We start from the raw sequence: 26588 nt of genomic DNA on the forward strand, positions 1-26588 counted from the left end.
CGGCCCCTCGGCCGGCGGGGCTTCGGGATCGGATCCCGACGGGCGGGGCCCTCCGGCGTCCCGCCCGTCCCTCCGGACACGCCATCAAGAAACGCTCCGACAACAGGGATCAACGTCCATGCCGCGCCCGCGCGCCCGCATCCTGGCGGCCCGCCTCGCCGCCGTCCTGACGCTCGCCGCCCTGGCCGCCGGGCCGGCGACGGCCCAGGAATCCGAGGCCCAGGCCATCCAGTCGGATCCCGGCAAGGCCCCGGCCGCCCCGCCGGCCGACCCCGCGACCCTGCGCATCTGCGCCTCCGAGAAGCAGCCGCCGCTCTCGATGAAGGACGGTTCCGGGCTCGAGAACCGCGTCGCCGCCGCCGTCGCCGAGGCGATGGGCAAGAAGCCCGTCTTCGTCTGGCTCCCGAAGCCCGCGATCTACCTCGTCCGCGACGCTCTGGAGAAGCGGACCTGCGACGTGGTCGTCGGCCTCGACAGCGACGACCCGCGGGTGCTGACCACCAAGCCGTACTACCGGAGCGGCTACGTCTTCATCACCCGCGCCGACAAGGATCTCGACGTGAAGTCCTGGTCCGACCCGCGGCTCAAGACTCTCGACCACATGGTGGTGCCGTTCGGCTCACCCGGCGAGGCGATGCTCAAGGATATCGGCCGCTACGAGGAGGACATGGCCTACCTCTACTCGCTGGTGAACTTCCGCTCACCGCGCAACCAGTACACCCAGATCGACCCGGCCCGCATCGTCAGCGAGGTCGCCAACGACAAGGCCGATGTCGGCGTCGCCTTCGGCCCGGACGTGGCCCGCTACGTCAAGGAGTCCCCGACGCCGCTGCGCATGACGCTGGTCCCGGCCGACACGGTCGGCAGCGACGGCCGCAAGGTCGCGCAGGTCTTCGACCAGTCGATGGGCGTGCGCAAGGACGACGAGGCCCTGCGCAAGGCCCTCGACGCCGGGATCGAGAAGGCCCGGCCGGCGATCGCGGCGATCCTCAAGCAGGACGGGGTGCCGGTCGTCGCCTCCAACTGAGGCCGCCCCACCCGAGACCGGCCCGGCGCGCCCGGGCCATCGATCAGGACATCAGGACCCGCTCAACAGATGCTCATCGTACGTTCGGCCCGCGTCGCCCTTCTCACCCTCGCCGCGGCGATGCCCGTCGCGGCCCGCGCCCAGCCCCAGTCCGGCCCGCAGACCGGCATCGTCTTCCGCAACACCATCACCGGCGAGGCGATGGACACGGCCGAGGGCAAGCCGGGCGGGCGGGACACGCAAGCGGTCAAGACCTTCTTCCAGACCGGCAAGAATCTCTACATCGACGACAAGTCCTGCCTGCGGAACGGCGAGAGCCTGTTCCTGACCTCGTGCTCCGGCTGCCACGGCCATCTCGGCGAGGGCAAGGTCGGGCCCGGCCTCAACGACGATTACTGGACCTACCCGGCGAACACGACCGATGTCGGCCTGTTCTCGACGCTCTGGGGCGGCGCCAACGGCATGATGGGCCCGCACAACGAGGATCTCAATCCCGACGAGATGCTGCAGGTCATCGCCTGGATCCGGCATCTCTACACGGGGCCGGTGAAGGATGCCGAGTGGCTCACCGACGAGCAGAAGAAGACTTACAAGCCCTTCAAGGAGGGCGAGACCTTCGCCAAGGACGTGCCCGGCCAGTGCAAGCCGCTGGACTAGACGTTCTCGGCAAGTCGCGCCCCGCGGGAGACGGGGCGAACCAGCGGCCCGACCGGCCGCCCGAAGGAAGAGACGGAGGAATCAACGATGCGCACAGTGATCACGGCGGCGATGCTGATCGCGGGGGCGGCCTTCGCGGTGCCGGCGCTCGCCTATGACGGGCAGACCTGCAAGGCGCCGGGCAATTGCTGGCAGCCGAAGCCCGGCTTCCCCGAGAAGGTCGCCGGGACCAAGTACGATCCCAAGCACGACCCGAAGGAGGTCAGCAAGCAGGCCGAATCCATCAAGCAGATGGAGGAGCGCAACAGGAAGCGGATCGAGAACGCCAAGAAGACCGGCAAGTTCGAGTACGACGTCGCCAAGATCTCTTCGAATTGATCGCGGCCAACTGAACGCGGCCGATCGATCCGGCCGTCCTGGGGCCGGCCCGCGCCGCGGCGCCGGCCCGCAGCGACGCTCGGCACCGCGCCGCACCGACACGCCGCATCGTTACCCGGCGCCGCCGTTCCGGCGCCCCGCTCGACACCGCAGGCCTCGCCTCATGAACACCCTCCGTCCCGGAGACACGATGCTCACCGACTGGCGGGCGGCGGCGGCCCGCTTCGAGGCGGAGGTCGCCAAGGCGATGGTCGGGCAGGAGCGGGCGATCCGCCTCGTGACGATCGCGGTCTTCGCCCGCGGCCACGTGATGCTCGAGGGCGACGTCGGCGTCGGCAAGACCACCCTGTTGCGGGCGGTGGCCCGGGCGCTGGGCGGCGCCTACGAGCGCGTCGAGGGCACGGTCGACATGATGCCGACCGACCTGATCTACCACACCTATCTCGGCCCCGACGGCCGCCCGCGGGTCGATCCCGGCCCGGTCCTGGCCCGGGCCGAGGATCTCTCGGTTTTCTTCTTCAACGAGATCAACCGGGCGCGGCCGCAGGTCCACGCGCTGCTGCTCCGGCTGATGGCCGAGCGCAGCGTCCAGGCCTTCGGCCGCACCTACGCGTTCCCGAACCTGCAGGTCTTCGCCGACCGCAACCGCGTCGAGCGCGAGGAGACCTTCGAACTCCCGGCCGCGGCCCGCGACCGCTTCCTGATGGAGATCGGGCTGGAGGCGCCCCGGGACGCGGCGGTGCGCCGGAGCCTGGTCTTCGACCCGCGCTTCCACGACACCGACGCCCTCGTCGGCGCGGTCGCGGAGGGCGTGCTCGACCACGCCCGGATCGGCGGCATCGCGGCCGCGATCCAGCACGCCGTCCGCGCGGAGCCGTCGATCGAGGCCTACGTGGTCGCCCTCTGGGACGCGCTGGTCCGCCCCGCGGAGGCCGGGATCCGGCTCCCGGGCCTCGACACCGCCACCCTGGTGCAGGGCGGCGCCTCGCCGCGCGGCGTCGCCTTCCTGGTGCGCGCCGCCCGGGTGCGGGCGTGGCTGGAGGGCCGCGACTGGCTGGTGCCCGAGGACGTGCGGGCGGTCTTCACCGAGGTGATGGCCCACCGCGTCTTCCTCGAGCCCGTCCACGAATTGCAGCGCGGCGCGATCGTGCCCGCCCTGTGCCGGGCCGCGTTCGAGACGGTGCCGGCGCCGTGAGCGACCCGCGCACGGCCGACATCGTCTACCTGCCGCGCTGGCGGCCGCGCGGCAGCCGGGCCGGCCTCCACCGGGGGCGCGACGCCGGCGGCTCCGGCCCGTTCCGCGATCAGGTGCCGTTCCTGCAATTGCCGGACGCGCGCCGCATCGACCTGCGCGCGACGCTGCGGGACCCGTTCGAGGGCGTGCATGTCCGCCGCTTCGAGGCGCGGACCGCGGTCGAGACCTGGGTCCTCGTCGATCTCTCGGCCTCGATGGGCTTCCGCGGCACGGCCGACCGGGCGCGCCTCACGGGCGATCTCTGCCGGGCTCTGGCCGTCTCGGCGACCCGGATCAGCGACGGGTTCGGCCTGATCGGCTGCGACGAGACCGTGCGCGACGACCTCACCCTGCCTGGGGCCGCGACCGGCCGGTCGAGCCGGACGCGCGGCCGGCCCTCCTGGCGGCGCGGATCGGCTTCCTCGCCGCCCGGGACCGTCTGGGCGAGACAGAACCCCTCCTCGACGCCCTCGACCGAGCCGGCGCGGTGCGGGAGGCGGCCCGGGCGCGGTACGTCATCGGCAACGCGCGGATGCGGCAGGCCTTCGCGCTGATCGGCCGGGGCGACCTCGACAAGGCCGCGCCCCAGGTGACGCTGGCGCGGCAGGATTACCGCCGCGCCCTCCAGGCCCGGCCCGAGTTCTGGGACGCCAAGTACAACCTCGACGTCGCCTCGCGCCTCGTGCGCGACTACCCGGAATTCGACCGCAAGACCGGGGACGAGCTCCGCGCCGAGCCGAAGAAGATCTGGACCGACATCCCCGGCCAGCCGCGGGGCGGCCCGTGAGCCCGCGGCGCGTCCTTCCCCCCGTTCGGCCCTCGGTCCTGCCCACCCTCGTCGCCCGCAACCTGCGCGACGGGCGGTTCCGCGCCCTGGCGGCCGCCCTCGCGCTGACGCTGGCGGCCCTGGTCGCGCCGCCGATCCCGGTTACCCGCACCGGCGTGTCGGTGCTGGCGGTGGTCGACATCACCGGCAGCATGGCGGTGCGCGACTATCCCGCCGCCGGCGGGTCGATGAGCCGGCTCGAGACCGTCAAGGCGGCGCTGCGGGCGCTACTGCCCGACCTCCCCTGCGGCTCGCGGGTGGCGCTCGGCCTGTTCACCGACCGGCGGCCGTTCCTGCTGTTCACGCCGGTCGAGGTCTGCGCCGACTTCGCGCCGCTGGACGGCGCCATCGCGGCCCTCGACCCGCGCATGGCCTGGGAGGGGGACAGCCGCATCGCGGCCGGCCTGTTCCGGTCGATCGCCATGGCGAGGGAGATCGACGCCGACCTCCTGTTCCTCACCGACGGCCAGGAGACGCCGCCCCTGCCCGCCTCCGGCGGCCCGACCTTCGACGGCAGGCCCGGCGCGGTGCGCGGGCTGATCGTCGGCGCGGGCGGCTACGGCCTGTCGCCGATCCCGCGCTTCGACGATCGCGGGCGCGAGACGGGTTTCCTCGGCGAGAGCGACGTCCAGCAGGAGAACCGCTCCGGGCCGCCCCCGGCCGACGCGGAATCCCGCGAGGGCTACAACCCGCGCAATGCCCCCTTCGGGGCCCAGGCCGCCCACGGCACCGAGCACCTCTCGTCGGTCCGCGAGCCCTACCTGAAGCGCCTCGCCGCCGAGACCGGCCTCGGCTACGTCCATCTCGACGGCCCGGGCGGTCTCGCCGCCCCTCTGCGCGCCGCGGCGACGCCGCGCCCGCTGCCCGGCCGCCTCGACCCGCGGCCCGCCCTCCTGGCGGCGGCCCTGGCTCTGACGCTCCTGGCCCTCTTGGCGGGGCCCCTCGCCCGCGCCCTTCGCGCGCTCCGCGGGCGCGCGGGCCACTCTGCTCCAATCCCTGCTCCAACCCCTGCTCCAACCGGAGCGATCAGGACCTGACCATGCGGATGCCCCTCGCCCTCTTTCCGGCCCTCGCCCCGGCCCTCGCCGTCGTCGGCCTCGCCGGCGCGGCGCTGGCCCACGGGCCGACGCCGCAGAAGATCGACCAGTCGATCACCATCCAGGCGCCCCCGGAGGCGGTCTGGACAGTGGTGGGCGATTTCGGCGGCATCGCGCGCTGGCACCCCGACGTGGCCAAGGCCGAGGCCAGCGGCGGCAACGTCGAGGGCACCACCCGCCGGGTGACCCTCAAGGCCGGCGGCACCCTGGTCGAGGGGCTGGACGAGTGGCTGGCCGACGGCCGGACCTACTCGTACCGGATGTCCGACCCGGACCTGAAGGCGCTCCCGGTCTCGTCCTACTCGGCGACGCTCACCGTGACCCCGGACGGGACCGGCTCCAAGGTGTCGTGGATCGGCCGCTTCTACCGGGGCGACACCGGCAACGAGCCGCCGGAGAACCTCAGCGACGAGGCCGGGCGGACGGCGATGAACCGCTACTTCGCGGACGGGCTCAAGGGCCTGAAGGCGGCCGTCGAGGGCCGGACAACCCATTGAGGCCCCGCATGCGCGCCTTCCGGCTGATCGCGACGCTCGCGGTCGCGACCGCGGCCGGGACCACCGCCGTGACCGCCGCCGGGACCGGCGCCGGGACCGGCGCCGCGTCCGCGGCGGGCGANGTCGTCGCGCCCGGCGAGCCGCCCCGCAGCCTGCCCGTCCCCGGGCAGGCCTTCGGCCTCGCGGCGAGCCCGGACGGCGCGCGCCTGTTCGTCGGCGACTGGTCGGGCGACCGCGTCCTGAAGATCTCCGCGGCGACCGGCGCCGTCGAGGGCGCCGCCGCGGTGGGCCGAGACCCGGCCCATCTCGTCCTCGACCGGCGCGGGCGCCTCTACGTCGCCGACCGTGAGAGCCGTCAGATCAGCGTGATCGACATCGGGACGATGGCCCGCGTGGCCGTCGTCCCGACCGGCGAGGCGCCCTTCGCCCTGGCGCTCGCGCCGGACGAGGCGAGCCTCTACGTCGCCAACGTGCGCAGCGGCGATCTCACGGTGATCGACACGGCGACCTTGCGGGCCCGCGCCACGGTTCCGGCCGGCCGGATGCCCTACGGCGTCGCCGTCACCGGGGACGGCAGCCGCATCCTGGTCACCAACCAGCACGCCGCCGCCGTGACGGTGATCGACGCGGCCAGGCTCGAGATCGTCGCCACCGTGGCGGTCGGGCCCTATCCGGAGGGCATCGCGGTGGCCGGTCCGCTTGCCTACGTGGCGAACTGGTTCTCGGACGACGTCTCGGTGATCGATCTCGCCACGTGGCGCGAGACGGCGCGCATCAAGGTGGCGGAGGGCCCGCGCACGGTCCTGGCCGTCGGGGAACCCGCGCGATGAGCGGTGCCGGCCGCGTCCGGATCGCGTCCTGCCTGGTCCTGCTGGCCCTCAGCGCCTGCGACCGCGGGTCGGACGAGCGCGCGGACGAGGCCGGCGCGGTGGTTGCCACCACCGCCGAGGGCACCCTGCCGGCCTGGCTCGCGCCGACCGACGGGACCGACCCGGCCCGCTGGCTCGCCGGCCGCGAGGCCGGGAAGGCCCTGCCGGCCGACGATCCCCGCGTGCGCGCGATGGCGACGGCGCTGGCAGGGGCCCGCGACGGCTTCATCGAGGACCCGCGCATGATCGCCAACCGCACCGTCCAGCTCGGCCAGATGCTGGCCGAGGCCGGCACCGGCGAGGGCTACGGCGCGATCCTCGACGGTCTCGGCGGCGTCGCGGCGGGGCGCGGCCGCCGCAAGAGCCTCTACGGTGAGATGTGCCAGCACTACTACAACGCCCGGATGCAGGGGGCCGACCATGCGGCCGCGCTGGCGCGCCTCGCCGCGCCGCACCCGGTTCTCGAGGGAGCGCCGTGACCGCCACCCGGGCCTCGGCCGACCGCCCGGCGGGGCGGGACGGTCCGCGCGTCCTCGACGCGGTGCTGATCGTCGACGACCACCCGGTTGTGCGGCGCGGCTTCCGCCACCTCGCCGAGGATGCCGGCGTCCGGGCGGTCCACGAGGCCGCGGACGTGGTCTCGGGCTACCGCACCTTCCACCGCCACCGGCCCGGGCTGGTGGTGACCGATCTCGGCTTCCGCGACCAGGGCCTGTCGGGCCTGTCGCTGATCCGCCGGGTGCGGGCCCTCGAGCCGGCGACCCGGATCCTCGCCTTCAGCATGCACGACGACCCGGTGATCGTCGCCCGCGCCATCGAGGGCGGGGCGCACGGCTTCGTCCTGAAGGACACGGCGGTAACGCGCTTCCACGAGGCGCTGGCGGCGGTCTCGGCCGGGCAGAGCTACCTGCCGCACGAGGTGGCGACCCAGATCGCCATGCTGAATGCCGGGCTCCTGGAATCGCCCCTCGCGCGCCTGAGCGCGCGGGAGGTTCAGGTGCTGTCGCTGCTGGGGACAGGCAAGTCCAACGAGGCGATCGCCGACAACCTGTCGATGAGCCTCCGGAGCGTGTCGGCCGTCGTCTCGGGCATGAAGCGGAAGCTCGGTGCCGGCAGCCTCGCCGACCTCCTGCGCTTCGCCCTGCCGCGGGACGGGCGCCCGGTGTGAGGACGATGGCCGTCAGCGGGCCGGGGCTACCGCGGCACGATCAGGCCGGGAAGAATCGATCCCTGCGGCCCGAACGTCGCCTCGGCCTTCCGGCAGTTCGCCGCGACGTCCTTCTGGTAGGCCGCGATGTAGCGGGTGGCGGTCAGGTGCAGATCGCCGGTCTCCAGGCTCGCGGGATCGACGCCCAGGGCCTCGACAGTCTGCTTGAGGCGCGCGGGATCGCTCCGCAGGCCGGGGCATTCGAGGTTCACGAACCCGGCGAGCCCCGCGAGTTTCGCCGCTTGGTTGCGCCGCGGATCGGCGGCCTCCGGGTCCTGCGCCTGCATCGGGGGCTGGGCCTGGGGCTGCCCTTGAGGCTGCGTCGGGACCTGAGCGTGTGCCTGGGCCGTCAGGAGACCCAGGAGGCCGGCCGAGACCAGGCCGGAAAGACGGACCGCGCGCATCGCTTCTCCCATCCTGTCGCAGGAACAGCGCGTCCGTCGACCGTCACCGCTGCGCAGAGTCACGCAGTTCTATGCCGCAGAATCGGAGATTTACAATGCAGACCAAGCTTATAATCGTCTTAGTGGCTCTGGCGTGCGCGACCCTGCCGGCGCGGGCCGCCCGCCTGACCGTGGACGACAAGGCGTCGCTGTGGCCGCGGGCGAGCGCGACCGACAAGATCGATTTCTCGACCCGGATGGGCCGGGCCTTCCGCACGCTCTCGCCCAAGCTGGACGCGGCGTACTTCATGCGCTGTCTGGAGGAGACCGCCAATATCGGGGACACCAAGGACCTGCGGCTCGAGGAGATGGTGCGGACCTGCATCTCCCTCGTCCGGGACGAGGCCGAGTGAGCGGCCGGCCCGGCCTCACGCCAGATGGGCGACGATGTTGACCAGCCGGTCGAACGGGTCGCGGACGTAGAACCGCTCCACGCCCCAGGGCTCCCGGGCCGGACCGTACAGCACGGGCAGGCCGGCCCGCCTCACGCGGGCGAGGACCTCCGCCACGTCGTCGACCGCGACCGAGATGTCGGGAACCGGCGTGCCCGAGCCGCCCGCGCTGGCCACGCTGATCTGCGGCGTCGCCGACATCCCGGGGGCCGCGAAGGTCAGGATCCAGCCGTGATCCATGACCACCTCCAGCCCGAGCACGTCCGCGTAGAAGGACCGCGCCGCCTCGACCTGCGTCGCCCGGATGTTGGTGACGGTCCGCCTCACGGCCATGGCCCGGTCCCCGCTACGCCCCGCCTATCAGAGGGCGCCGCCGCGGCCCGGCAAGGGCCGAGACGGCGCGTCGGGAGCCCGGGCCCCCGGATCTCCCGGTCCGTCGCAAGGAGTGCACGCAGCGATTGCACTCAGAGCCTGCGGAAAGGATCCGGAAAGCTGCCCGATGGTAATGTCCGCGCCGGTGGGAGCTCGCACCGTCCAGCAGAATGTTCGCCCAGGCGGACGATTGGGATCCGCGGGTATGAACAGTGGGACGGTCGCACGGCGGGAGAAGGCGAAGCTCCTGGACACTGTCCTCGACACGATGGACCAGGGGCTGATGATGATCGACGCCGAGGGCGTCGTTCAACTCTGTAATGCCCGCGCCCTCGCGCTGCTCGACCTGCCGCCGGCCCTGATGCGGTCCCGCCCGACCTTCGAGGCCGTCCGGCAATACCAGATCGCGCAGGGCGAGTTCGGGAAGGCGAGCGAGAGCCTGCAGCGCTGGGTGGCCGTGAGCGGCCTGGAATGCCGCGCCCACACCTACGAGCGCGAGCGCCCCAACGGCACCGTGCTGGAGATCCGCACCGTGCCGCTGCCCGACGGCGGGGCGGTGCGGACCTTCACGGACATCACCGCGCGCAAGCGGGCCGAGGAGACGCTGCAGGTCAGCGAGACGCGCCTCGCCCTGGCGCAGGATGCGGGCAGCGACGGGCTCTGGGACTGCGATCTCACCACCGGGGAGGCGTGGTCCTCCGACCGCTGGTGGGGCGTGCTGGGCTACGAGCCCGGCGAGCTTGCGAGCCACGCCCATACGTGGCGAGCCCTGCTCCACCCGGAGGATGCGGGCGCGGCCGAGCGCGCCCTGATCGAGCACCTGAGCGGGCGGGCGCCGACCTTCGCGTGCGAGCATCGCATGCGCCGCAAGGACGGCTCCTGGGCCTGGATGATGACGCGCGGCAAGGTCGTGGCGCGCGCCGCCGACGGCCGCGCGCTGCGCTTCATCGGCACGCAGGTCGACATCAGCGCGCGCAAGGCGGCCGAGGGGCAGGTCGCCCACATGGCGCGCCACGACGGCCTCACCGACCTGCCCAACCGCGCCCTGTTCTACGAGCGGCTGGAGATCCGGCTCGCCGACATGCATCTCAACGGCGGCGCCTGCGCGGTGCTGTGCCTCGACCTCGACCGCTTCAAGGCCGTCAACGACAGCCTCGGGCACGCGGCCGGGGACTTCCTGCTCCGGGCGGTGGCCCATCGCGTCCGCGCGGTGCTGCGGTCCGACGACATGGTGGCGCGCCTCGGCGGCGACGAGTTCGCCGTGCTGGTGGCCGACGCGGACGATCCCCGCCACGCGGAGACCTTGGCGGCGCGCCTGATCGCGGCCGTCCAGGCGCCGATCCCCTTCGGCAAGCAGCGGCTGAAGGTGGGCCTGAGCGTCGGCATCGCGCGGGCGCCCGGCCACGGCCTCGACAGCGAGACGCTGTTCCGCCGCGCCGATCTCGCCCTCCACCGGGCGAAGACCGAGGGCGGGAACACCCACCGGGTGTTCGAGCCGACGATGGACGAGGCCGAGGCGGCCCGGCGCGATCTGGAGCGCGATCTGCGCCACGCCATCGAGGGTGATGAGCTCATCCTGCACTATCAACCGCAGGTGAGTACCGGCACCGGCCGGCTGCTCGGGTTCGAGGCGCTCGTGCGCTGGGAGCACCCGACCCGCGGTCTGGTGCCGCCCAATGCCTTCATTCCCCTGGCGGAGGAGAGCGGGCTGATCCTGCCGCTGGGCGAGTGGGTGCTCCGGGCCGCCTGCCGGGAAGCGGCCCGCTGGGCGCAGCCGCTGAAGGTGGCGGTGAACCTGTCGCCGCGCCAGTTCCAGCAGGCGGATCTGCCCGAGCGCGTCCTGGCCATCCTCACCGAGACGGGCTTGGCGCCGACGCGGCTCGAACTCGAGATCACCGAGACCCTGATCATCAACGACATGGCGCGGGCACTCGGCATCCTGCGCCGGCTGAAGGCCTTCGGCGTGTCCATCGCGATGGACGATTTCGGCACCGGCTACTCGTCGCTCGCGACGCTGCAGGCTTTCCCCTTCGACAAGATCAAGATCGACCGGTCGTTCGTGGGCCATGTCGAGGTCAGCTCGCAGGCGGCGGTGATCGTGCGGGCTGTTCTGGGTCTCGGCCGCAGCCTCGGCATGAGCGTGGTGGCGGAGGGCGTCGAGACGGACGCGCAGATGCGCTTCCTGGCCGCGGAAGCGTGCGACGAGGCCCAGGGCTACCTGATCAGCAAGCCGCAGCCGATCGAGCGCTTCGCCCGGCAGATCGGTGCCCCCGAAGGCTTCGTGGCGCCGGGCCGCCCGGACACGGCGGTCGCCTGACAGCCGCTATAGGCCCCGCCCACCGGAGCTCGAACGGCTCCGGCCCGGGCGCGTAGCTCAGCGGGAGAGCACTACCTTGACATGGTAGGGGTCACAGGTTCGATCCCTGTCGCGCCCACCATCTTACCTCCTGAGGTTCGATGGTTTTTACAGACGGTGAGTGAGTTTACTCAGGTTCAGCGAACCTGAGACCGGTTTGCGTCGGCCTCGACGCCGATCACGAGGCCGGAGCCGGGGGTGATCTGCCAGTTGTAGCCGATCTGGCCACCGCCGGAGAAGCCGTCCTGGCTGCGGTTGCGGAAGGAGGCGACGGTGCCGGGGGCGGCGTACGGGAAGGGGACGGCGAAGGTGTTGCCGGTGTTGCGGTCGCTGGCGTCGAAGGCGTAGCCGGCGTTGATACCGAAGTAGGCGCCGGTCCAGGTGAAGACCGGGACGGGGGTGAACACCGGCGGCGGGGCGGCGCGGCGCGGCAGGTCGGCGGCCGAGGCGGCGCCGGTGAGGGCCGTGAAGGCGGCCAGCGAGGCCAGGAACTTGGTCATGTCGGTTCCCCGAAGGAGTGATCTGACCGTGTGGCTACCGATCACCGGGGAAAATGGCTGTAGTTTTATGGTCACACCGCCTGTCGAAGGGCGGAAATGCCAGAGTAAAGCGTCCTGCAAGACGCGATGAAGGGCGGAAATACAGCGCGCATTACGCGGGTGAGCGCGACAACAACGCGACGGCGTTTTGGTTGCATCGCCCGGCGCGGTCGGCGCCGACTGTCACGGGCGCGCCACACTCGGCGCCCCGGGGGCGCCGAACGGGTACGTGGCCGTCTCGATCGATCCCGCCCGATCCGCGCTTTGCCGGCCTGCGCGACCCGGCAAAGTGCCGGCCATCCCTCGCTGCCTCGGGACCGGATTTCGGCGCGCGAAACCCGGTAGGCCGCTTGTTGCCCACACATTCCGGGTCTCGTTCCGAAGTTATGACTCCTGTTACCTCCGGGAAAATAGATGGGATCGACGATCGCTGTCTCGACCGGCGGATCGATGGGAACCGGGGCGCCATGCATGTGAGAGTTCGCCTCGACGGCGCGAACCCGCGTCGCTGGCACGTCGCGTTGTTGAACCGGCTCTCCGGCCTGCCCGGCATCGCGACCGTGAGTGCCGACACCGCGCCCGGTCCCGAAGCTTGGCCGCCACAGGCCGATCTGCTGTTCCGGTTGGAGGCCCTGATCTTCCGGCTGGCGCCGAACGGGTCGCGGCCCGTGCCGCCGGCGGATCTCGCGGCCTGGACCCGCCCCGCTGCCCCGGACCTCGTGCTCGACCTGTGCGGCGACGCGGTCGCCCCGTGCCCCGTCTGGCGCGTGGCCTACGACGGCGGCCCCGGCGAGGCCGGGCTGCTCGCGGGCCTGCTCGCCGGAAGCGTCCCCCACCTCGACATCCGCGAAGGCGGCACCGTCGTCGCTTCGGGCCGCCTCGGCTCGGACTACCGGGGCTCCATCGCCCTGTCGTTCGAGGACGCCCTGACGCGCACCACGACGCTCGTCGCCGCCGCGCTGCGGGCTCGGTTGGCCGGCNCAGGCCCGGCCGGCGGCACGGGCCGCCGCGACCGCGGCCTCGACATCCGCCGGGCCGGCCGCCGGCGCCTGGGCCAGGGCGAGCCCGGTGGCGGGATCGAGGACGGTCAGGCCATCGCCGTCCACCGGGCCGACCAGCGCGTTGCCGATCAGGTGGCGGCCCGCGAGGACGGCGAGGAGGTCGCGCGCTCCCCGGGGGAGGCGCGCCTGACCGCGCGTCGGGCTCTCGGGATCGTTCGACATGGGCGGCTCACTCGTGCGGACTGGGGCGTCCCGCCGTCGATAGGGGCGCCTCCGCTGCCGCGACAGGTCCAGCCGGCGGCGCGTGAGGGGGCCAGGGCGGGCCCCGGCTGCCCTCAGGCCTTCCCCTTCCAGGGCACCAGCACGCGCTCGAGCTGCCGCAGGCCGACCTCGAACAGGGTCGCGAACAGGCCGATCAGCAGGATCCCCATCACCACGACGTCGGTGCGCAGGAAGTTGGAGGCGTTGAGGACAAGCTGGCCGAGCCCGGCCTGGGCGGCCACCATCTCGGCGGCCACCAGGGTGGTCCAGCCCACACCCATGCCGATCCGCAGGCCGATCAGGATCTCCGGCAGGGCCGCCGGGAGCACCACGTAGCGCAGGACCTGCGCGCGGCTCGCCCCGAGGGCGCGCGCCGCGTTGATCTGGTCGGCGGAGGCCGAGAGCACGCCGGAGCGGGTCGCCAGCGCCACCGGGGCGAAGCAGGCAAGGACGATCAGCAGCACCTTCGACAATTCGCCGATCCCGAACCAGATGATCATCAGCGGCAGGTAGGCGAGCGGCGGCAGCGGCCGGTAGAACTCGATCAGCGGATCGAGGATGCCCCGGGCGATCCGGCTCGTCCCCATGGCCAGCCCGGCCGGGATGCCGAGAATGGTGGCGAGCCCGAAGGCCCCGAGGACGCGCATCAGGCTATCGCGGACATGGATGCCGAGGGGGGCGCCATCCAGATCGCCGTTCCAGGCCTGTCCGAGGGCCGACAGGATTGCCTCCGGCGGCGGCAGGAACAGCGGCTTGATCCAGCCGATATGGGTCGCGACCGCCCAGAGCCCGAGGCAGGCCAGCACCGTGGCGGTGCTGACGATCGGCACCAGCGCGCCGCTGCGGCGGGCCGGGCGCTTGGGACGGGCCTGCCGTGGTTCGGGAGCGGCCGCCGCCTCCAGGGGCAGGCCGCTCATCGGGAGCCCCCGAGCGCCGGATCGGTCCGGTGGTGGATGCGCGCGAGCACGCGCTCCCGCACGGCGATGAAGTCGGGATCCGATTTGACCGCCCGGGCCTCCCGCCCGTCCACGACCGCGCGCGAGAACGGCAGGTCGATCGTCTCGACGATGCGGCCCGGACGCGGGCTCATGATCAGGAGTTTCGTGGCCAGGAACACCGCCTCCTCGACGTCGTGGGTGATGAAGAAGGCCATCTTGCCGGTCCGGTGCCAGACCTGGAGGATCAGCTCCTGGACCTGCTCGCGCGTGAACGCGTCGAGGGCGCCCAGGGGCTCGTCCATCAGCAGGGCGCGCGGGTCGCCGGCCAGCGCCCGGGCGATGCCGACCCGCTGCTGCATGCCGCCGGAGAGTTCGTAGACTTTCCGGTCGGCGGATTCGGCCAGCCCGACGAGGTCCAGCATCGCCTGGGCGATCCGGCGCCGCTCGGGGCGCGCGACGCCGCGCAGCTTGGGGCCGAACGCCACGTTCTCGGCCACGCTCAGCCAGGGCATCAGGGCGTGGCGCTGGAACACCACGCCCCGGTCGGCCCCCGGCCCCCGGATCGGCACGCCGTCGAGGAGGATGCTGCCGTCGGTCGGTTCGAGGAAACCTGCGATCGCCGAGAGCAGGGTGGTCTTGCCGCAGCCCGAAGCGCCGAGCGCGACCACGAACTGACCGGGCCGGATCGTCAGGTTCACCTGCGAAAGGGCGACGATGCCGGCCTCGCCCTCCCCGTAATGGACGCTGACGTTGCGGATCTCGATCATGCCGCCCTCCGAAGCCGCCGCCTACTGCCGGGCCGTCGCCACGTAATCCCCGATGACGAACCGGCCGTAATCCGGCGCGAGCGCCTGGACGCGGCCCTGGGCCTTCAGGAATTCGGCGGTCTCGGTCAGGGCCTTGGCGGCCCCCCCGCCGAGCCAGGCCGGGGAGGCCTGCGCGTCGAGGGTCGGGAAGCGGTAGCTCACGAGGCTCGCCGGCACCTCCGCGGGATCGGCGCCGGTGATCTTGGCCACCGCCTTCACCTCGGGCGAACCGGCAGCCCAGGGTTTGGCCGCGTAGGCGGCGTCCTCGGCGGCGATCAGCTTCACCAGCGTGACCAGGAAGTCCCGGTTCTGCGCCGCCCAAGCCCGGTCGACCACGAGGCCGTCGAAGGTCGCCTTGCCCTTGCGGGCGATGTCGCCGGCCGACATCACCACGGTGCCGGACTTCTTCACCCGGGCGAGCACCGGATCCCAGATGAAGGTCGCGTCGATGTCGCCCCGCTCCCAGGCGGCGGCGATCTCGGGCGGGCGCATGTTGAGGATTGTCACGTCCTTCTGGCTGAGCCCGGCATCCGCCAGGGCGGCGATCAGCTGGTAGTGGGAGGTGGAGACGAACGGCACCGCGACGGTCTTGCCGCGCAGGTCGGCCACGCTCTGGATGCCGGTGCCGTTGCGCGCCACGAGCTGCTCGGCGTCGGCGATCTCGTCGAGGATCCAGAACAGCTGGATGTCGAGCCCCTGCGAGGCCGCCGCGGCGATCGGGCTCGATCCCGCCTCGCCGATCTGGACGTTGCCCGACGCCATGGCGCGGATGACGTCGCCGCCGCCGCCGAACTTGCGCCAGGTCACCGTGTAGCCGGTGGCCTTCTCGATCGCCCCCGAGGCCATCAGGGCCCGGAACGGCACCACCATGTCCTGATGGGCGAAGGTGACCGACTTCTCGGCGGCCCCGGCGAGGCCGGGCGCGAGGATGCCCAGAATCAGCGGTGTCAGGGCGGTCAGGATCGCGCGCGCCACGGAGCGGCGCAGGCTTGATCGCGGTCTTTCGCTGTCCATGTCCAAATTCCCCCCGGGCAATCCGGATCGATGCGACTCGGCGTGCCGGCGACAGGGTCCGACAGGGCAAGCCCCCTGCACAAGGGCCAGACGCCGTCCGAATCCCCTCCGACTGGTCCCTCCGCGCTCGGCATGCCCCCAGGCGCGAATGCCAACTGGATGCGTCTTTGGCACCGCTCTGGATCTCGTCGGCCGGCCCGCGGCGGCGCTAGGTCGTCGCGAATGACGGCCGCCTGCGGGCGTGCAAGGGGAGCGCAATGCCATGAGTGAAGCGACCACCGAGGCGGGGCGCCACGCCTTGCTGGAACGCCTGTTTGCCGCCTTCAACCGCCACGATGCCGACGGCGTCATGGCCTGCTTCACGCCGGGTGTCGTGTTCGACACCGCCGCCGGCCCGGAGGCGCACGGCCGCCGGCTGACCGGCCAGGACGCGGTGCGGGCGGCCTTCGTGGCGGTCTGGACCGACATGCCGGACGTGGCCTGGACGGTGTCGCGCCACACGCTGGCGGGGGAGCGGGCCACGTCGGAATGGCTGTTCACCGGCACCCGGGCCGACGGTGGCCGGGTCGCCGTGGAGGGCGTCGATCTGTTCGTGTTCGAGGGCCCGCTGATTGCCCGCAAGAGCGCCTTCCGCAAGGATCGCCCCGTTCAGGCGGCGTAGGGGAGGCTGATCGTGAGCCTGACCCCCGATCCCGTTTCGCGCTCGACCGGCGCGCCCTACGATCCGACCTACGACCCCCTGACGAGCGCCACCCCGGGGACGGACCGCGCCTACGCGCCCACCTACTGGGTCGCCACCGCCGGTCCGCCGCCGGCGGATGACGGCTCGATCACGGGGGATGTCGACGCGGATGTTGTGATCGTCGGTTCGGGCTTCACCGGCCTGTCCTGCGCCCTCAGCCTTGCCCGCGACCACGGCATCAAGGCCACCGTGCTGGAAGCCAACCGAGTCGCCTGGGGCTGCAGCACCCGCAACGGCGGCCAGGGGCAGAATGCCTCGGGCCGGCTCAGCCGCTCGCAATGGGTCGCCCGCTACGGCCGCGAGACCGCGCTCCGCCTACACGCCGAGATCCTGGAGGGCTTCGACTATTTCACGGGTCTTGTGCGTGAGTTCGACCCGGATCCGCAACCCGGCGGCCACATCTACGTGGCCCATCGGCCTCGCACCTTCGCCAAGCTCTCGGCTGAGTCCGAGGTCGCCAACGCGGTCTTCGGCTACCGCACCCGGATGCTGGGCGCGGACGAGCTGCGGCGCGACTGGATGGACGAGGCCGGGGCGGTCGGCGCGCTCCACGAGCCGCTCGGGATCGGCATCCATCCGGCCAAGTTCGCCTTCGGCTACCTCCGGGCCGCACGGGCGGCCGGGGCCAAGGTCCACCCTGCCAGTCCGGTGCTCGGGATTGATCGCGACGGCGGCGGTTTCCGGGTGCGGACGCCCCACGGGACCGTGCGGGCCCGCGCGGTGGCAATCGCCACCGGCGGCTATACCAGCCAAGGGCTGCACCCGCGCCTGCGCAGCCGGATCATGCCGATCCTGTCGAATTCCCTCGTCACGCGGCCCCTGACCGCCGACGAGATCGCCGCGACGCTGCGCACGACGACCTTCGTCACCGACACGCGCACCTTGCGGTTCTACTATCGCCGGCTCCCTGACGGCCGGGTGCAGATCGGCAGCCGCAGCGCGATCACCGGCGCGGACGCGACTCATCCGCGCCACCTGCGCCTGCTGGTCGACGGCCTGCACCAGAAGTTCCCGGCCCTTGAAGGAATCGCGATCGACTATTCGTGGTGGGGCTGGGTCGATGTCAGCCACGACATGATGCCCCGCATCGTCCAGCCCGAACCGGGCGAGCCCCTGTTCTACGCCCTGGGCTACGGGGGCAACGGCGTCGCGTTCTCGGCCCAGGCCGGCCGCCGGCTCGCCGGGCTGGTGGCCGGGCGCAGACCCGCCGGCCTGCCGATCTTCGAGGGTGCGCTGCCGAGCCACCCGTTCGCCCCGTTCCGGCGCATCGGGCAGCGGATGCTGTATCGCTGGTACCATCACCGCGACGAGGCGGCCTGAACCGGCCGCAGCCGACGGACACGAAGAGGCCGCCCCGTGCGTTCGGGGCGGCCTCTTCGTATTGAGGACCGTGTGGCGTCAGGCGGCCTGGGCCCGGTCGAAATCCGGCGCCCCGATCTCGCCGACCCGGTGACAGGCGACGTAGTGGCCCGGTCCGGTCGCCAGCAAGGCGGGATCCTCGGCGCGGCATCGCTCGATCACGAAGGGGCAGCGCCCGGCGAACCGGCAGCCGGTGGGCGGATCGATCGGGCTCGGCGGCTCGCCGCGCACGAGGTAGCGCGCCTTCAGGGCGTCCCGCGCGGGACCGGCCGGCACCGCCGCCGAGATCAGCGACCAGCTGTAGGGATGGCGCGGGGCGGAGAAGAACGTCCGGGTCGGCGCCTGCTCGACGATGCGGCCGAGATACATCACCGCGACCTCGTCGCAGAGGTGCTGCACGACCCCGAGGTCGTGCGAGATGAAGATGTAGGCGAGGCCGCGCTCGGCCTGGAGCTTGGCCAGGAGATTGAGGATCTGCGCCTGGATCGCGACGTCGAGGGCCGACACCGCCTCGTCGCAGACGATGATGTCGGGCTCGGTGGCCAACGCCCGGGCGATGCACAGGCGCTGGCGCTGCCCGCCCGAGAACTGGTGCGGGAACAGGCTGCGGGCCTCGGACGGCAGGCCCACCGCGGCGAACAGCCCGTCGAGCCGCGCCGCCGCCCGGCTGCGCGACAGCCCCTCCAGCAGCCGCAGCGGCTCGGCCACGAGATCCCCGGCGCAGCGGCGGGGATCGAGGGAGGCGAACGGGTCCTGGAACACCATCTGGATGTGGCGCCGCGCCTGCCGGAGCCGGGCGCCCCGGAGGCCGAGGATGTCCGCGTCGCGCAGGACCACCTGACCGGCGGTCGCCGGGACGAGGCGCATGATCCCCTGCGCCGTGGTCGACTTACCCGAGCCTGATTCCCCGACGATGCCGAAGCTGGCGCCCCGGCGCACGACGAAGCTCACGCCGTCGACCGCGTGGACTCGCCCGCCCCCCGGGACCGGAAAGTGGACCTTCAGATCGTTGACCTGCAGGAGGTCCGCCCCGGTCGAGGCCGATGCGGCGTTCATCGTCATGCTGCGCGGGCCTCCGGGTGCCAGCAGGCCACCGCCCGGGTCAGGCCGGCTTCGGCCAGGGGCGGTTGGGGATTGTCCAGGCAGGTGGCGTCGGCTCGGCCGCAGCGGTCCGCGAAGGCGCAGATCGCCGGCCGCCGGCCGAGCGGCGGGACGAGACCCGGGATCTCCCGCAGCGGCCCCGTTCCCGCATCGGCCGCCGCGCCGAGGCGCAGGTGCGGCGTGCAGCCCATCAGCCCCCGCGTATAAGGATGCTGCGGGGCGTGCATCACCGACCGGGTGTCGCCCTGCTCGATGCAGCGCCCGGCGTAGAGCACCGCCACGGTGTCGGCGATGTCGGCCACCGCCCCGAGGTCGTGCGTGATCAGCACGATGGCGGTGCCCATCTCGTCCTGCAGGGCCTTCAGCAGGTCGAAGACCTGCGCCTGGACGGTCACGTCGAGGGCCGTGGTCGGCTCGTCGGCAATCAGGAGCTTGGGCCGGCAGGCCAGCGCCATGGCGATCATCACCCGCTGGCGCATGCCGCCGGAGAGTTCGTGCGGGTACGCGTACAGGCGCCGCTCGGCTGCGGGGATCTGCACGGCCCTGAGCATCGCCAGCGCCCGCTCCAGGGCGGCGCGGCGCCCGAGCCGCTGGTGCAGGCGCAGCGCCTCGGCGATCTGGTCGCCGACCGTGTAGACCGGATTCAGGGCCGTCATCGGCTCCTGGAAGATCATCGACAGGGCGCTGCCGCGCAAAGCCCGCAGCCGGGACGGCTGGGCGGCCGCGATATCCTCCCCGGCGAGCCGGATCCGGCCGTCGGCACGGGCGAAACCCTCCGGCAGCAGGCCCATGATCGCCAGAGCGGTCATGCTCTTGCCGCAGCCGGATTCGCCGACCAGCGCGATGGTGCGGCCGGCCTCGACCGAGAAGCTCAAGCGCTCCAGGACCGGCACGGGGCCGTCCGGCCGCGTCAGGGTCACGGTCAGGTCCTCGACGGCGAGAACGGGGTCCATCGCTCAGCTCCGCTTGCGCAGGCGCGGATTGACCGCGTCGTTGACGGCGTCGCCCACGAGGCTGACCCCGAGGACCGCGAGGAAGATCGCCGCCCCGGGCAGCAGCACGGTCCACCACGCCTCCAGCGCGTAGGCGCGGTTCTGGCCGATCATCAGCCCCCAGCTCATCACGTTGGGATCGCCCAGCCCGAGGAAGCTCAAGGCGCCCTCGAACAGCACGGCGGTGCCGATCGCCAGCGTCGCGGAGACCACGATCGGCGGCGCGGCGTTCGGCAGGATCACCCGGCCGATCAGGTAGAGCGGTCCGGCGCCGGCCGCCCGGGCCGCCTTGACGAAATCGAGGCCGCGCAGGCGCAGGAACTCGGCCCGGGTCAACCGGGCGGTGGGCGGCCAGGAGACGATGCCGATCGCGATCGTCGTGATGGCGATCCTCTGGCCGAACAGGGTGACCAGAACCATCGCGAACAGCAGGGTCGGCAGCACCTGGAAGAACTCGGTGACCTTCATCAGCGCCGCGTCGACCCGGCCGCCGAAGAAGCCGGCGAGCGCCCCGAAGGTCACGCCGATCACCACGGTGATGAGCGCCGCCGAGAACCCGACCAGCAGGGTCGCGCGGCCGCCCTGGAGCAGGGCCGCGAGGATATCCTGGCCGAGGTAATCGGTGCCGAGTACCGGGTCGCCCCCGGGCGGCTGGAACGGGGCGCCTACGATCTCGAACGGATCGACCCCGTAGAGGTGCGGGCCCGCCAGCGCGGCGAACAGGAGGCCGATCAGGATGACGGAGCCCAGGAGCCCGCTCGGGTTGCGCAGGAACAGGCGCAGGGCGGCGAGGCCGGGATTCGCCGCGGGGCGCGGCATCGACGGCGCCGCCTCGGATCGCACCGGCTGGGGCTGCACGGCAGCTTCGGCCGCGACGAGGGCGCTCATGCTGGCCTCCCGGCGCGGATCCGCGGGTCGATCAGGCGGTAGAGGAGGTCGGTGACGAGGTTCGCCGCGATGACCAGCAGCGCCGAGCAGAACAGGATGCCGAGCAGCGTCGGGTAGTCGCGCCGCAGGATCGAGTCGAAGGTCAGCCGGCCGAGACCCGGCCACGCGAACACGGTCTCGACCAGGATCGCGCCGGCGAAGAGCTGGCCGAACTGGAGCCCGACCATGGTGACGAGGGGGATCAGCGCGTTGCGCAGCGCGTGCTTGCCGACCACGATCCGCTCCGGCAGGCCTTTGGCCCGGGCGGTCCGGACGTAGTCGGCGTTGAGCGCGTCGATCATGCTGGCGCGCATCAGGCGGCTGTACTGCGCGACGTAGACGATGCCGAGGGTCAGCGCCGGCAGGACCAGATGCCGGGCGACGTCGAGGCCGTAGGCGAGGCCGTGGCGCGGGGTGGCCACATCCTCCATCCCGGCGACCGGGAGCACCGGCCACAGGGAGGCGAACACGACCAGCAGCATCAGGCCGGTCCAGAACACCGGCGCGGCGTTGCCGGCGATCGCCACCAGGGAGACGGCGTGACTGACAAGGCCGTTCGGCCTGCGGGCGCCCAGGATGCCGAGGCCGGCGCCGGCCATCACCGCGAGGCCGAGGGACGAGAGGACCAGCAAGGCGGTGGCCGGCAACCGCCCGAGGATGAGGCGCGAGACCGGCTCGTTGAAGAAGAACGAGTAGCCGAGATCGCCCCGAGCGACCTTGCCGACATAGGTCGCGAGTTGCTCGGGGAGGCTGCGGTCGAGGCCGTAGCGCGTGCGGATCTCTGCCATGATCTCCGGCGAGGCGCCGCCCATCTCCCCGGCGATGACCTGCGCCGGATCCCCCGGCGCCGCCTGGATCAGCAGGAAGTTCAGCACCACCACGGCGAGCAGCAGGCCGGCGGCGTTCGCCGCCGTCGCACCGAGCCTGCGCAGGCCCGTCATCGATCGGCTCCGGCGGCGCCCTGCGCCCAGGCGACCTCGTCGAGGGGCGAGAGCGCCCCCCAGATCGACAGGGGCAAGTTCGTCAGGCGCTTGTCGTAGACCGCCTTGTAGGGGGTAAGGTTGATGTAGGCGATCGGCGCCTCGGACACGACGATCTTCTGGAATTCGTCGTAGAGCGCCTTGCGCTTCTGCAGGTCGGTCTCGACCGCCGCGGCGTTCAGCAGTTCGTCGACCTTCGGGTTCTTGTACTGCTGCGTGTTCGACCAGATCACGCCCTTGCGGATGTTGGTCGACAGGTAGGTCCGCGCCACGCCGATCACCGGGTCGCCCCAGTTGAAGACGTTGTCCATGGTCAGGTCGAAGTCGAAGTTGGAGACGCGCTGCGCCCAGGTCGGGAAGTCCGGCGCGGCCCGGACCTGGAGGGCGATACCAATCCGCTTGAGGCCGGCCCGCAGGTACTCGGCGACGTTGCGCTGCTGGTCGTTGTCGTTGGGGATGTAGTCGATGGTGAGCTGGAACCGCGTGCCGTCCGGCCCCTTCTTCAGCCCGGCCTCCTCGAGCAGGGCGTCCGCCTTGGCGATGTCGAGCTTGTAGAGGTCGACGGCCGGCTCGTAGAACGGCGAGCCCGGCACGATCGGGCCGGTGGCCGCCTTCGCCACGCCGCCGAGCAGCTTGCCGGTGATGAAGTCGCGGTTGGCCGCCAGCGCGATCGCCCGGCGCACGCGCACGTCGTCGAGGGGCTTCTTCCCGCAGTTGAAGGCCAGCCAGTTGATCGGGCCGATCCCCTCGAAGCCGCGATCCGTCACCGTGAGGGTCGGCGCCTTGGCGAGGCGCTCGATGTCGCGCACCGAGGACAGGAACGGCAGCATGCCGATCTCGCGCCGCTCGGTGGCGATGACGAGGCTGTTCTGGTCCGGCAGGATCCGGTAGACGAGCCGCGCCAGCCTGGGCCGCCCGGGGATGAAGAACCGGTCGAACCGCTCGAGCTGGATCGACTCCCCCTGCTTGTACTCGACGAACTTGAACGGGCCGGAGCCGACGGGCTTCAGGTTGGCCGGATGGGTCTTGATGTCCTGGCCGTCGCCGTAGACGTGCTTGGGCAGGATCGGCATCAGGCCGGGCGACATGGCCAGCAGCAGGGCCGGGTGCGGGCGGGCGAGCCGGATGATGACCGTGTGGGCGTCGGGGGTCTCGACCGTCGAGACCGGCTCCAGCATGGTCTGGAACGGATGGTTGGCCTTGATCACCCCGATCGAGAAGGCGACATCCTCGGCGGTCAGCGGGTGGCCGTCGTGGAAGACGGCGTCCTCCACGAGGTGGAGCGTCACGCTGAGGTTGTCGGGGGCGACAACCCAGGATTTGGCCAGGTAGGGTTGCGGGTTCCACTGGTCGTCGTAGCGCAGCGGGCTCGCGAAGATCTGCGTCGAGACCATCCCGGTGGCGATGCCGGACTGCACGGCGCCGTTGAAGTGGCGCGGCACTTGGTTGGTGCCGACCACCAGCGGCGCGGTCGCGTCGTCGGCCAGCGCCTCCGGCAGGCCGAGGATCGGGGCCGTCAGGGGCGCGGCGAGGACCGAGAGGCCGGCGCCGAGGAGCGTGCGTTTGGTCAGGCGCATCGGGTTCGGTCTCCGTGTGATGTGTGCGGTGGGCGCAACGCGGCGTCGAGCAGGCTCGCCAGCGCCGGGCCGGCTGCGGGATCGGTCGCCGCAATGCCGACGAGCTCGGCTTCGTCCGGCGCGGGCTCCGGCAGCGGCGACAGGCTCCAGCGGCGCCCGACCATCTGCAGCAGATGCATCCCGGGCCTGTCGGCCAGACCGAGGCGCCCCTTCAGCCGCAGGAGCGCGGCCGGCATGCCGGTGAGCGCGCGTTCGAGCGCGGCGCGGTCGAACGCGCCCGCGCGCCGGTAGAGCAGGCGCTGGAAGGCCGCCTCGTGCGGGACCGCCTCGGCCCGCAGCCGGGTCGATCCCCGCCGGGCCCGGTCCGGACCCGCGCCGCCCAGATCGAAGACAGCCGCGGGCAGCGCGGCCGCCACGGTCTCGACCACCGGGACGCCCGGCGCGAGGGCGGCGAGCGTATCCCGGGCTGCCGCGCGGCCCGCTTCGTCCACAAGGTCGCGCTTGTTGAGCACGAGGAGGTCGGCGGCGCGGATCTGGCGGGCGAGCGTGTCGCCCAGGCGCGGGTCTGCAGCGAGGCTGGGCAGGCGCTCGGCATCCGCAAGCACGACGACGCCGCGCAGGACGAGGCCGGGCTCCACCAGGGCGATCTCCGCGATGGCGCCCGGATCGCCGACGCCGCTCGCCTCGATCACGATGTGATCGAAGGGTTCGGGCTCCGCGAGGACGCGCATCAGCGTGTCGAGGAAGCCGTCGGCGAGGCTGCAACAGATGCAGCCATTGGTCAGCCGCAGAGTCTGTCCATCATGGTCCTGGATCAGGTCCGCATCGACGTTGATCGCCCCGAAATCGTTGACCAGCACCGCGTAGCGGCCCTGCGACCCGGCGAGCAGCCGGTTCAGCAGCGTCGTCTTGCCGGCTCCGAGGAAGCCGCCGACCACCGTCAGCGGGCAGCGCGTCGCGGGCGCGGGAAGCCCGCGCCTCATGCGGGCGGCACCGCGAAGACGCGGCCGCCCAGCACCGTGGCGTGGACCGGGATGTCCTTGAGCGCCTCCGGGGGAGTCTCGAACGGATCCGCGTCGAGGGCGGCGAAGTCGGCGAACTTGCCGGCCTCGATGGAGCCGACACAATGGTCCATCCGCAGGGTGTAGGCGGCCCCCAGCGTCACGGCGTGCAGGGCTTGGGCGACGCTGAGCCGCTCCTCGGGGCCGAGCACGCGCCCCGACGACGTGGTCCGGTTGACGGCGCACCAGGCGGTGAACAGAGGCCCCAGCGGCGTCACCGGCGCGTCCGAATGGATCGCGAGCGGGATACCGAGCCGCGCCGCGCTCCCGGCGGCGTCGATCCGGGCCGCCCGCTCCGGCCCCATCGTCAGGTCGTGATGGGCGTCGCCCCAGTAATAGAGATGGTTCGAGAACAGGTTGAGGCACAGGCCCAGGGCCTTGACCCGCCGCAGCTGCGCCTCGGTCGCCATCTGGCAATGCTGGAGGGTGTGCCGGTGGTCGGGGCGGGGATGGGCGATCTGCGCCTTCTCGACCGCGTCGAGGGCCGCCTCGGTGGCCTCGTTGCCGTTGGTGTGGATGTGAAGCTGGATGCCGGCGGCGTGGTAGATGCCGACGATCCGGTCGAGATCCTCGGGGGCGACGTACCAGAGGCCGTTCGGCGCGCCGTTGTGATAGCCCGGCGGCAGGAGCCGGGCGGTGAAACCCTGGATCGACCCGTCGACGACGATCTTCACGATGCCGAAGCGGAGGCGATCGGTGCTGGCGGCGGCGAGGCGGCCGATCCTGGCGACCCCGTCTTCCGGGGGGCACGAGACCGAGGCCAGAGCCGGCACGATCCGCACCGGAAGGTCCTCCGTGCAGGCGGCCCCGTAGACCGCCACGGTCGCGTCCGTGAGGTCGTTGTGGAGGTCGGCGATGGTTGTGATGCCCTGGAGTTGCGCGGCCGCGCCGAACCGGGCTACGTCGGCGGCGTCGAGGGTCCCGCTCATCGGGTTGTAGCCGAGCCCCCGGAACAGGCGCAGCCGGGCGGCGATCCCCTGCAACTCGCCCGACGGCGTGCCGTCCGGAAGCTTCGGCACGCCGTCGATGGCCGTGTTCTCATCGAAGCCCGCCATCTCCAGGAGCAGGCTGTTGACGTTGGTGATGTGCAGGCTGGCGTGGTGGACCATCACCGGCCGGGTGGTCGAGACCCGGTCGAGGTCGTGCCGGGTCAGGCGCGCGCCGCCGAGATGCAGCGGATCGAATCCCCAGCCGTAGAGCAGCTGGTCCGGGTCGGCGATGGACCGATCCGCCTCCGAGAGCCGGTCCACGACGGCGCCGATGTCGCGCAGGCCCGGCACGCGGCGTCCGTCCGGGCTGCGGCGGTCGCCGGCGCCGACATAGGTCTGGCGCCAGAGGGTACCCTCCATCACGTGGGCGTGCCCCTCGACGAAGCCGGGGAGGATGACCTTGTCGGCGAAGCGGCGGTCCAGAACCGCGTCGAGCCCGTCGAACTCGGCCTGCGTCCCGACCATCAGCACGCGCCCGTCCCGCACGGCGATATGCGTCGCATCCGGCCGCGACGGATTCATCGTGATGACCCGCCGGGCCTCGAAGAGGATGATCTCGCTCGGCATGGCTGTCCTCGGCATGACGCCCAGGATGTCGGCCGCTGGCCCGGGCCGCTAGCGCCAGACGGCGGGGATGAAGGGAGCCAGGGCGCGGCGTCGCGAAATCGGGAGCTCCGAGTTACGCGGAGATGCGGGCGTTGCCGGCGGCATTCAGCGTGGGCGCACTTGACTTCTGGGCCACGGTCTCGCGGCGGGCAGCCGTCCGTTTCCGCGGTCGACCTGCTCCGCAGCGGAAATTCTGCTTACGGCCAGCTTCGGTCTCGCCAGTGGGCTCCTCGGGATGACTAAGGTGGGTGGATTTCTGCCGGGCCGCTATTGGGGGCGAATACCTTGAAGCGGACGTCGCCTCCGAATTCGCTTCGAGGTACTGATAGTCATTTCAAAT

At 72.2% G+C, this 26588-nt stretch carries 25 protein-coding genes, 1 tRNA gene and 3 pseudogenes; 16 read left to right on the forward strand and 13 right to left on the reverse strand.

Going from position 1 to position 26588, the window contains the following annotated elements:
- Positions 1-118 precede the first annotated feature (118 nt).
- The 11 genes and pseudogenes from moxJ to MOTC310_RS26025 all read left to right on the forward strand — a co-directional run bounded on the left by moxJ (position 119) and on the right by MOTC310_RS26025 (position 7753).
- On the forward strand, positions 119-1027 hold the full coding sequence (moxJ, locus tag MOTC310_RS25975) for a methanol oxidation system protein MoxJ (RefSeq protein ID WP_331303831.1): 909 nt from the start codon (positions 119-121) through the stop codon (positions 1025-1027).
- A 69-nt stretch (positions 1028-1096) separates the two neighbouring features.
- Complete coding sequence (gene moxG, locus MOTC310_RS25980; RefSeq protein ID WP_012321129.1) at positions 1097-1684, forward strand: cytochrome c(L), periplasmic; 588 nt, start codon at positions 1097-1099, stop codon at positions 1682-1684.
- Positions 1685-1771: 87 nt separating this feature from the next.
- On the forward strand, positions 1772-2062 hold the full coding sequence (locus tag MOTC310_RS25985) for a methanol dehydrogenase [cytochrome c] subunit (RefSeq protein WP_012321128.1): 291 nt from the start codon (positions 1772-1774) through the stop codon (positions 2060-2062).
- 163 nt (positions 2063-2225) lie between these two features.
- Positions 2226-3257, forward strand: a complete 1032-nt coding sequence (locus MOTC310_RS25990) for an AAA family ATPase (RefSeq protein WP_331303832.1) — start codon at positions 2226-2228, stop codon at positions 3255-3257.
- Positions 3254-3682: pseudogene (locus MOTC310_RS25995) on the forward strand (DUF58 domain-containing protein); the annotation flags it as partial. The gene MOTC310_RS25990 and the pseudogene MOTC310_RS25995, both read left to right, overlap by 4 nt.
- Positions 3655-4083, forward strand: a pseudogene (locus MOTC310_RS26000) (MxaK protein); the annotation flags it as partial. The pseudogenes MOTC310_RS25995 and MOTC310_RS26000, both read left to right, overlap by 28 nt.
- Positions 4080-5159 carry a vWA domain-containing protein gene (locus MOTC310_RS26005; RefSeq protein WP_331303833.1) on the forward strand — a complete coding sequence of 360 codons (1080 nt, stop codon included), beginning with the start codon at positions 4080-4082 and terminating at the stop codon, positions 5157-5159. The pseudogene MOTC310_RS26000 and the gene MOTC310_RS26005, both read left to right, overlap by 4 nt.
- Before the next feature lie 2 nt (positions 5160-5161).
- The gene (locus MOTC310_RS26010) at positions 5162-5716 is read left to right on the forward strand and encodes an SRPBCC family protein (protein ID WP_331303834.1); all 555 of its coding nucleotides are present in this window, start codon (positions 5162-5164) and stop codon (positions 5714-5716) included.
- An 8-nt stretch (positions 5717-5724) separates the two neighbouring features.
- A complete protein-coding gene (locus MOTC310_RS26015; RefSeq protein WP_331303835.1) occupies positions 5725-6546 on the forward strand; it encodes a YncE family protein in 822 nt (273 codons plus the stop codon).
- Entirely contained in the window at positions 6543-7064 is a 522-nt protein-coding gene (locus MOTC310_RS26020; RefSeq protein WP_331303836.1) for an MxaH protein, read from the forward strand. The genes MOTC310_RS26015 and MOTC310_RS26020 overlap by 4 nt, the downstream gene beginning before the upstream one ends.
- Entirely contained in the window at positions 7061-7753 is a 693-nt protein-coding gene (locus MOTC310_RS26025) for a response regulator transcription factor (RefSeq protein ID WP_331303837.1), read from the forward strand. Before MOTC310_RS26020 ends, MOTC310_RS26025 begins: the two co-directional genes overlap by 4 nt.
- Positions 7754-7779: 26 nt before the next feature.
- On the opposite strand, the gene MOTC310_RS26030 is transcribed toward MOTC310_RS26025, so the two are convergent.
- Complete coding sequence (locus MOTC310_RS26030) at positions 7780-8196, reverse strand: hypothetical protein (protein WP_331303838.1); 417 nt, start codon at positions 8194-8196, stop codon at positions 7780-7782.
- Between the two features lie 95 nt (positions 8197-8291).
- On the opposite strand from MOTC310_RS26030, the gene MOTC310_RS26035 reads away from it, so the two are divergent.
- On the forward strand, positions 8292-8588 hold the full coding sequence (locus MOTC310_RS26035; protein ID WP_331303839.1) for a hypothetical protein: 297 nt from the start codon (positions 8292-8294) through the stop codon (positions 8586-8588).
- A gap of 15 nt (positions 8589-8603) precedes the next feature.
- Here the strand turns inward: MOTC310_RS26035 and MOTC310_RS26040 are convergent, their stop codons facing one another.
- Positions 8604-8960, reverse strand: coding sequence for a VOC family protein (locus tag MOTC310_RS26040; RefSeq protein WP_331303840.1), 357 nt, complete (start codon positions 8958-8960; stop codon positions 8604-8606).
- Between the two features lie 244 nt (positions 8961-9204).
- Between MOTC310_RS26040 and MOTC310_RS26045 the strand changes: the two genes are divergently transcribed.
- Entirely contained in the window at positions 9205-11316 is a 2112-nt protein-coding gene (locus MOTC310_RS26045; protein WP_331303841.1) for a putative bifunctional diguanylate cyclase/phosphodiesterase, read from the forward strand.
- Positions 11317-11362: 46 nt separating this feature from the next.
- Positions 11363-11437 (forward strand) — tRNA-Val (locus MOTC310_RS26050).
- Between the two features lie 76 nt (positions 11438-11513).
- Here the strand turns inward: MOTC310_RS26050 and MOTC310_RS26055 are convergent.
- From MOTC310_RS26055 to tauA, 4 genes and pseudogenes are all read right to left on the reverse strand, one after another.
- Positions 11514-11855, reverse strand: a pseudogene (locus tag MOTC310_RS26055) (porin family protein); the annotation flags it as partial.
- A 1375-nt stretch (positions 11856-13230) separates the two neighbouring features.
- Positions 13231-14073, reverse strand: coding sequence for an ABC transporter permease subunit (locus tag MOTC310_RS26065; RefSeq protein ID WP_331303843.1), 843 nt, complete (start codon positions 14071-14073; stop codon positions 13231-13233).
- Positions 14070-14861: a taurine ABC transporter ATP-binding protein gene (locus tag MOTC310_RS26070; protein ID WP_331303844.1), complete on the reverse strand. Its 792-nt coding sequence runs from the start codon at positions 14859-14861 to the stop codon at positions 14070-14072. Before MOTC310_RS26070 ends, MOTC310_RS26065 begins: the two co-directional genes overlap by 4 nt.
- 21 nt (positions 14862-14882) lie before the next feature.
- Positions 14883-15914, reverse strand: coding sequence for a taurine ABC transporter substrate-binding protein (gene tauA, locus MOTC310_RS26075; RefSeq protein WP_331303845.1), 1032 nt, complete (start codon positions 15912-15914; stop codon positions 14883-14885).
- Positions 15915-16176: 262 nt separating this feature from the next.
- Between tauA and MOTC310_RS26080 the strand changes: the two genes are divergently transcribed.
- Positions 16177-16575, forward strand: coding sequence for a nuclear transport factor 2 family protein (locus tag MOTC310_RS26080; RefSeq protein ID WP_331303846.1), 399 nt, complete (start codon positions 16177-16179; stop codon positions 16573-16575).
- Positions 16576-16587: 12 nt separating this feature from the next.
- Positions 16588-17976 carry an NAD(P)/FAD-dependent oxidoreductase gene (locus tag MOTC310_RS26085; protein WP_331303847.1) on the forward strand — a complete coding sequence of 463 codons (1389 nt, stop codon included), beginning with the start codon at positions 16588-16590 and terminating at the stop codon, positions 17974-17976.
- Positions 17977-18054: 78 nt separating this feature from the next.
- Here the strand turns inward: MOTC310_RS26085 and MOTC310_RS26090 are convergent, their stop codons facing one another.
- From MOTC310_RS26090 to MOTC310_RS26120, 7 genes are read right to left on the reverse strand one after another with little or no spacing between them, the layout of a single operon-like run.
- Entirely contained in the window at positions 18055-19077 is a 1023-nt protein-coding gene (locus MOTC310_RS26090; RefSeq protein WP_331303848.1) for an ABC transporter ATP-binding protein, read from the reverse strand.
- Complete coding sequence (locus MOTC310_RS26095) at positions 19074-20069, reverse strand: ABC transporter ATP-binding protein (protein ID WP_331303849.1); 996 nt, start codon at positions 20067-20069, stop codon at positions 19074-19076. The genes MOTC310_RS26090 and MOTC310_RS26095 overlap by 4 nt, the downstream gene beginning before the upstream one ends.
- 3 nt (positions 20070-20072) lie before the next feature.
- Positions 20073-20996: an ABC transporter permease gene (locus MOTC310_RS26100; RefSeq protein WP_331303850.1), complete on the reverse strand. Its 924-nt coding sequence runs from the start codon at positions 20994-20996 to the stop codon at positions 20073-20075.
- Positions 20993-21976: an ABC transporter permease gene (locus MOTC310_RS26105; RefSeq protein ID WP_331303851.1), complete on the reverse strand. Its 984-nt coding sequence runs from the start codon at positions 21974-21976 to the stop codon at positions 20993-20995. The genes MOTC310_RS26100 and MOTC310_RS26105 overlap by 4 nt, the downstream gene beginning before the upstream one ends.
- Positions 21973-23592 carry an ABC transporter substrate-binding protein gene (locus tag MOTC310_RS26110; RefSeq protein ID WP_331303852.1) on the reverse strand — a complete coding sequence of 540 codons (1620 nt, stop codon included), beginning with the start codon at positions 23590-23592 and terminating at the stop codon, positions 21973-21975. The genes MOTC310_RS26105 and MOTC310_RS26110 overlap by 4 nt, the downstream gene beginning before the upstream one ends.
- Positions 23583-24575 (reverse strand): CobW family GTP-binding protein, encoded by a 993-nt coding sequence (locus MOTC310_RS26115; protein WP_331303853.1) that lies wholly within the window; start codon positions 24573-24575, stop codon positions 23583-23585. The genes MOTC310_RS26110 and MOTC310_RS26115 overlap by 10 nt, the downstream gene beginning before the upstream one ends.
- On the reverse strand, positions 24572-26209 hold the full coding sequence (locus MOTC310_RS26120; RefSeq protein ID WP_331303854.1) for an amidohydrolase: 1638 nt from the start codon (positions 26207-26209) through the stop codon (positions 24572-24574). Before MOTC310_RS26120 ends, MOTC310_RS26115 begins: the two co-directional genes overlap by 4 nt.
- Positions 26210-26588 lie beyond the last annotated feature (379 nt).

The sequence above is a fragment of the Methylobacterium oryzae genome, assembly GCF_036441375.1.
Taxonomy (GTDB): Bacteria; Pseudomonadota; Alphaproteobacteria; order Rhizobiales; family Beijerinckiaceae; genus Methylobacterium; species Methylobacterium oryzae_A.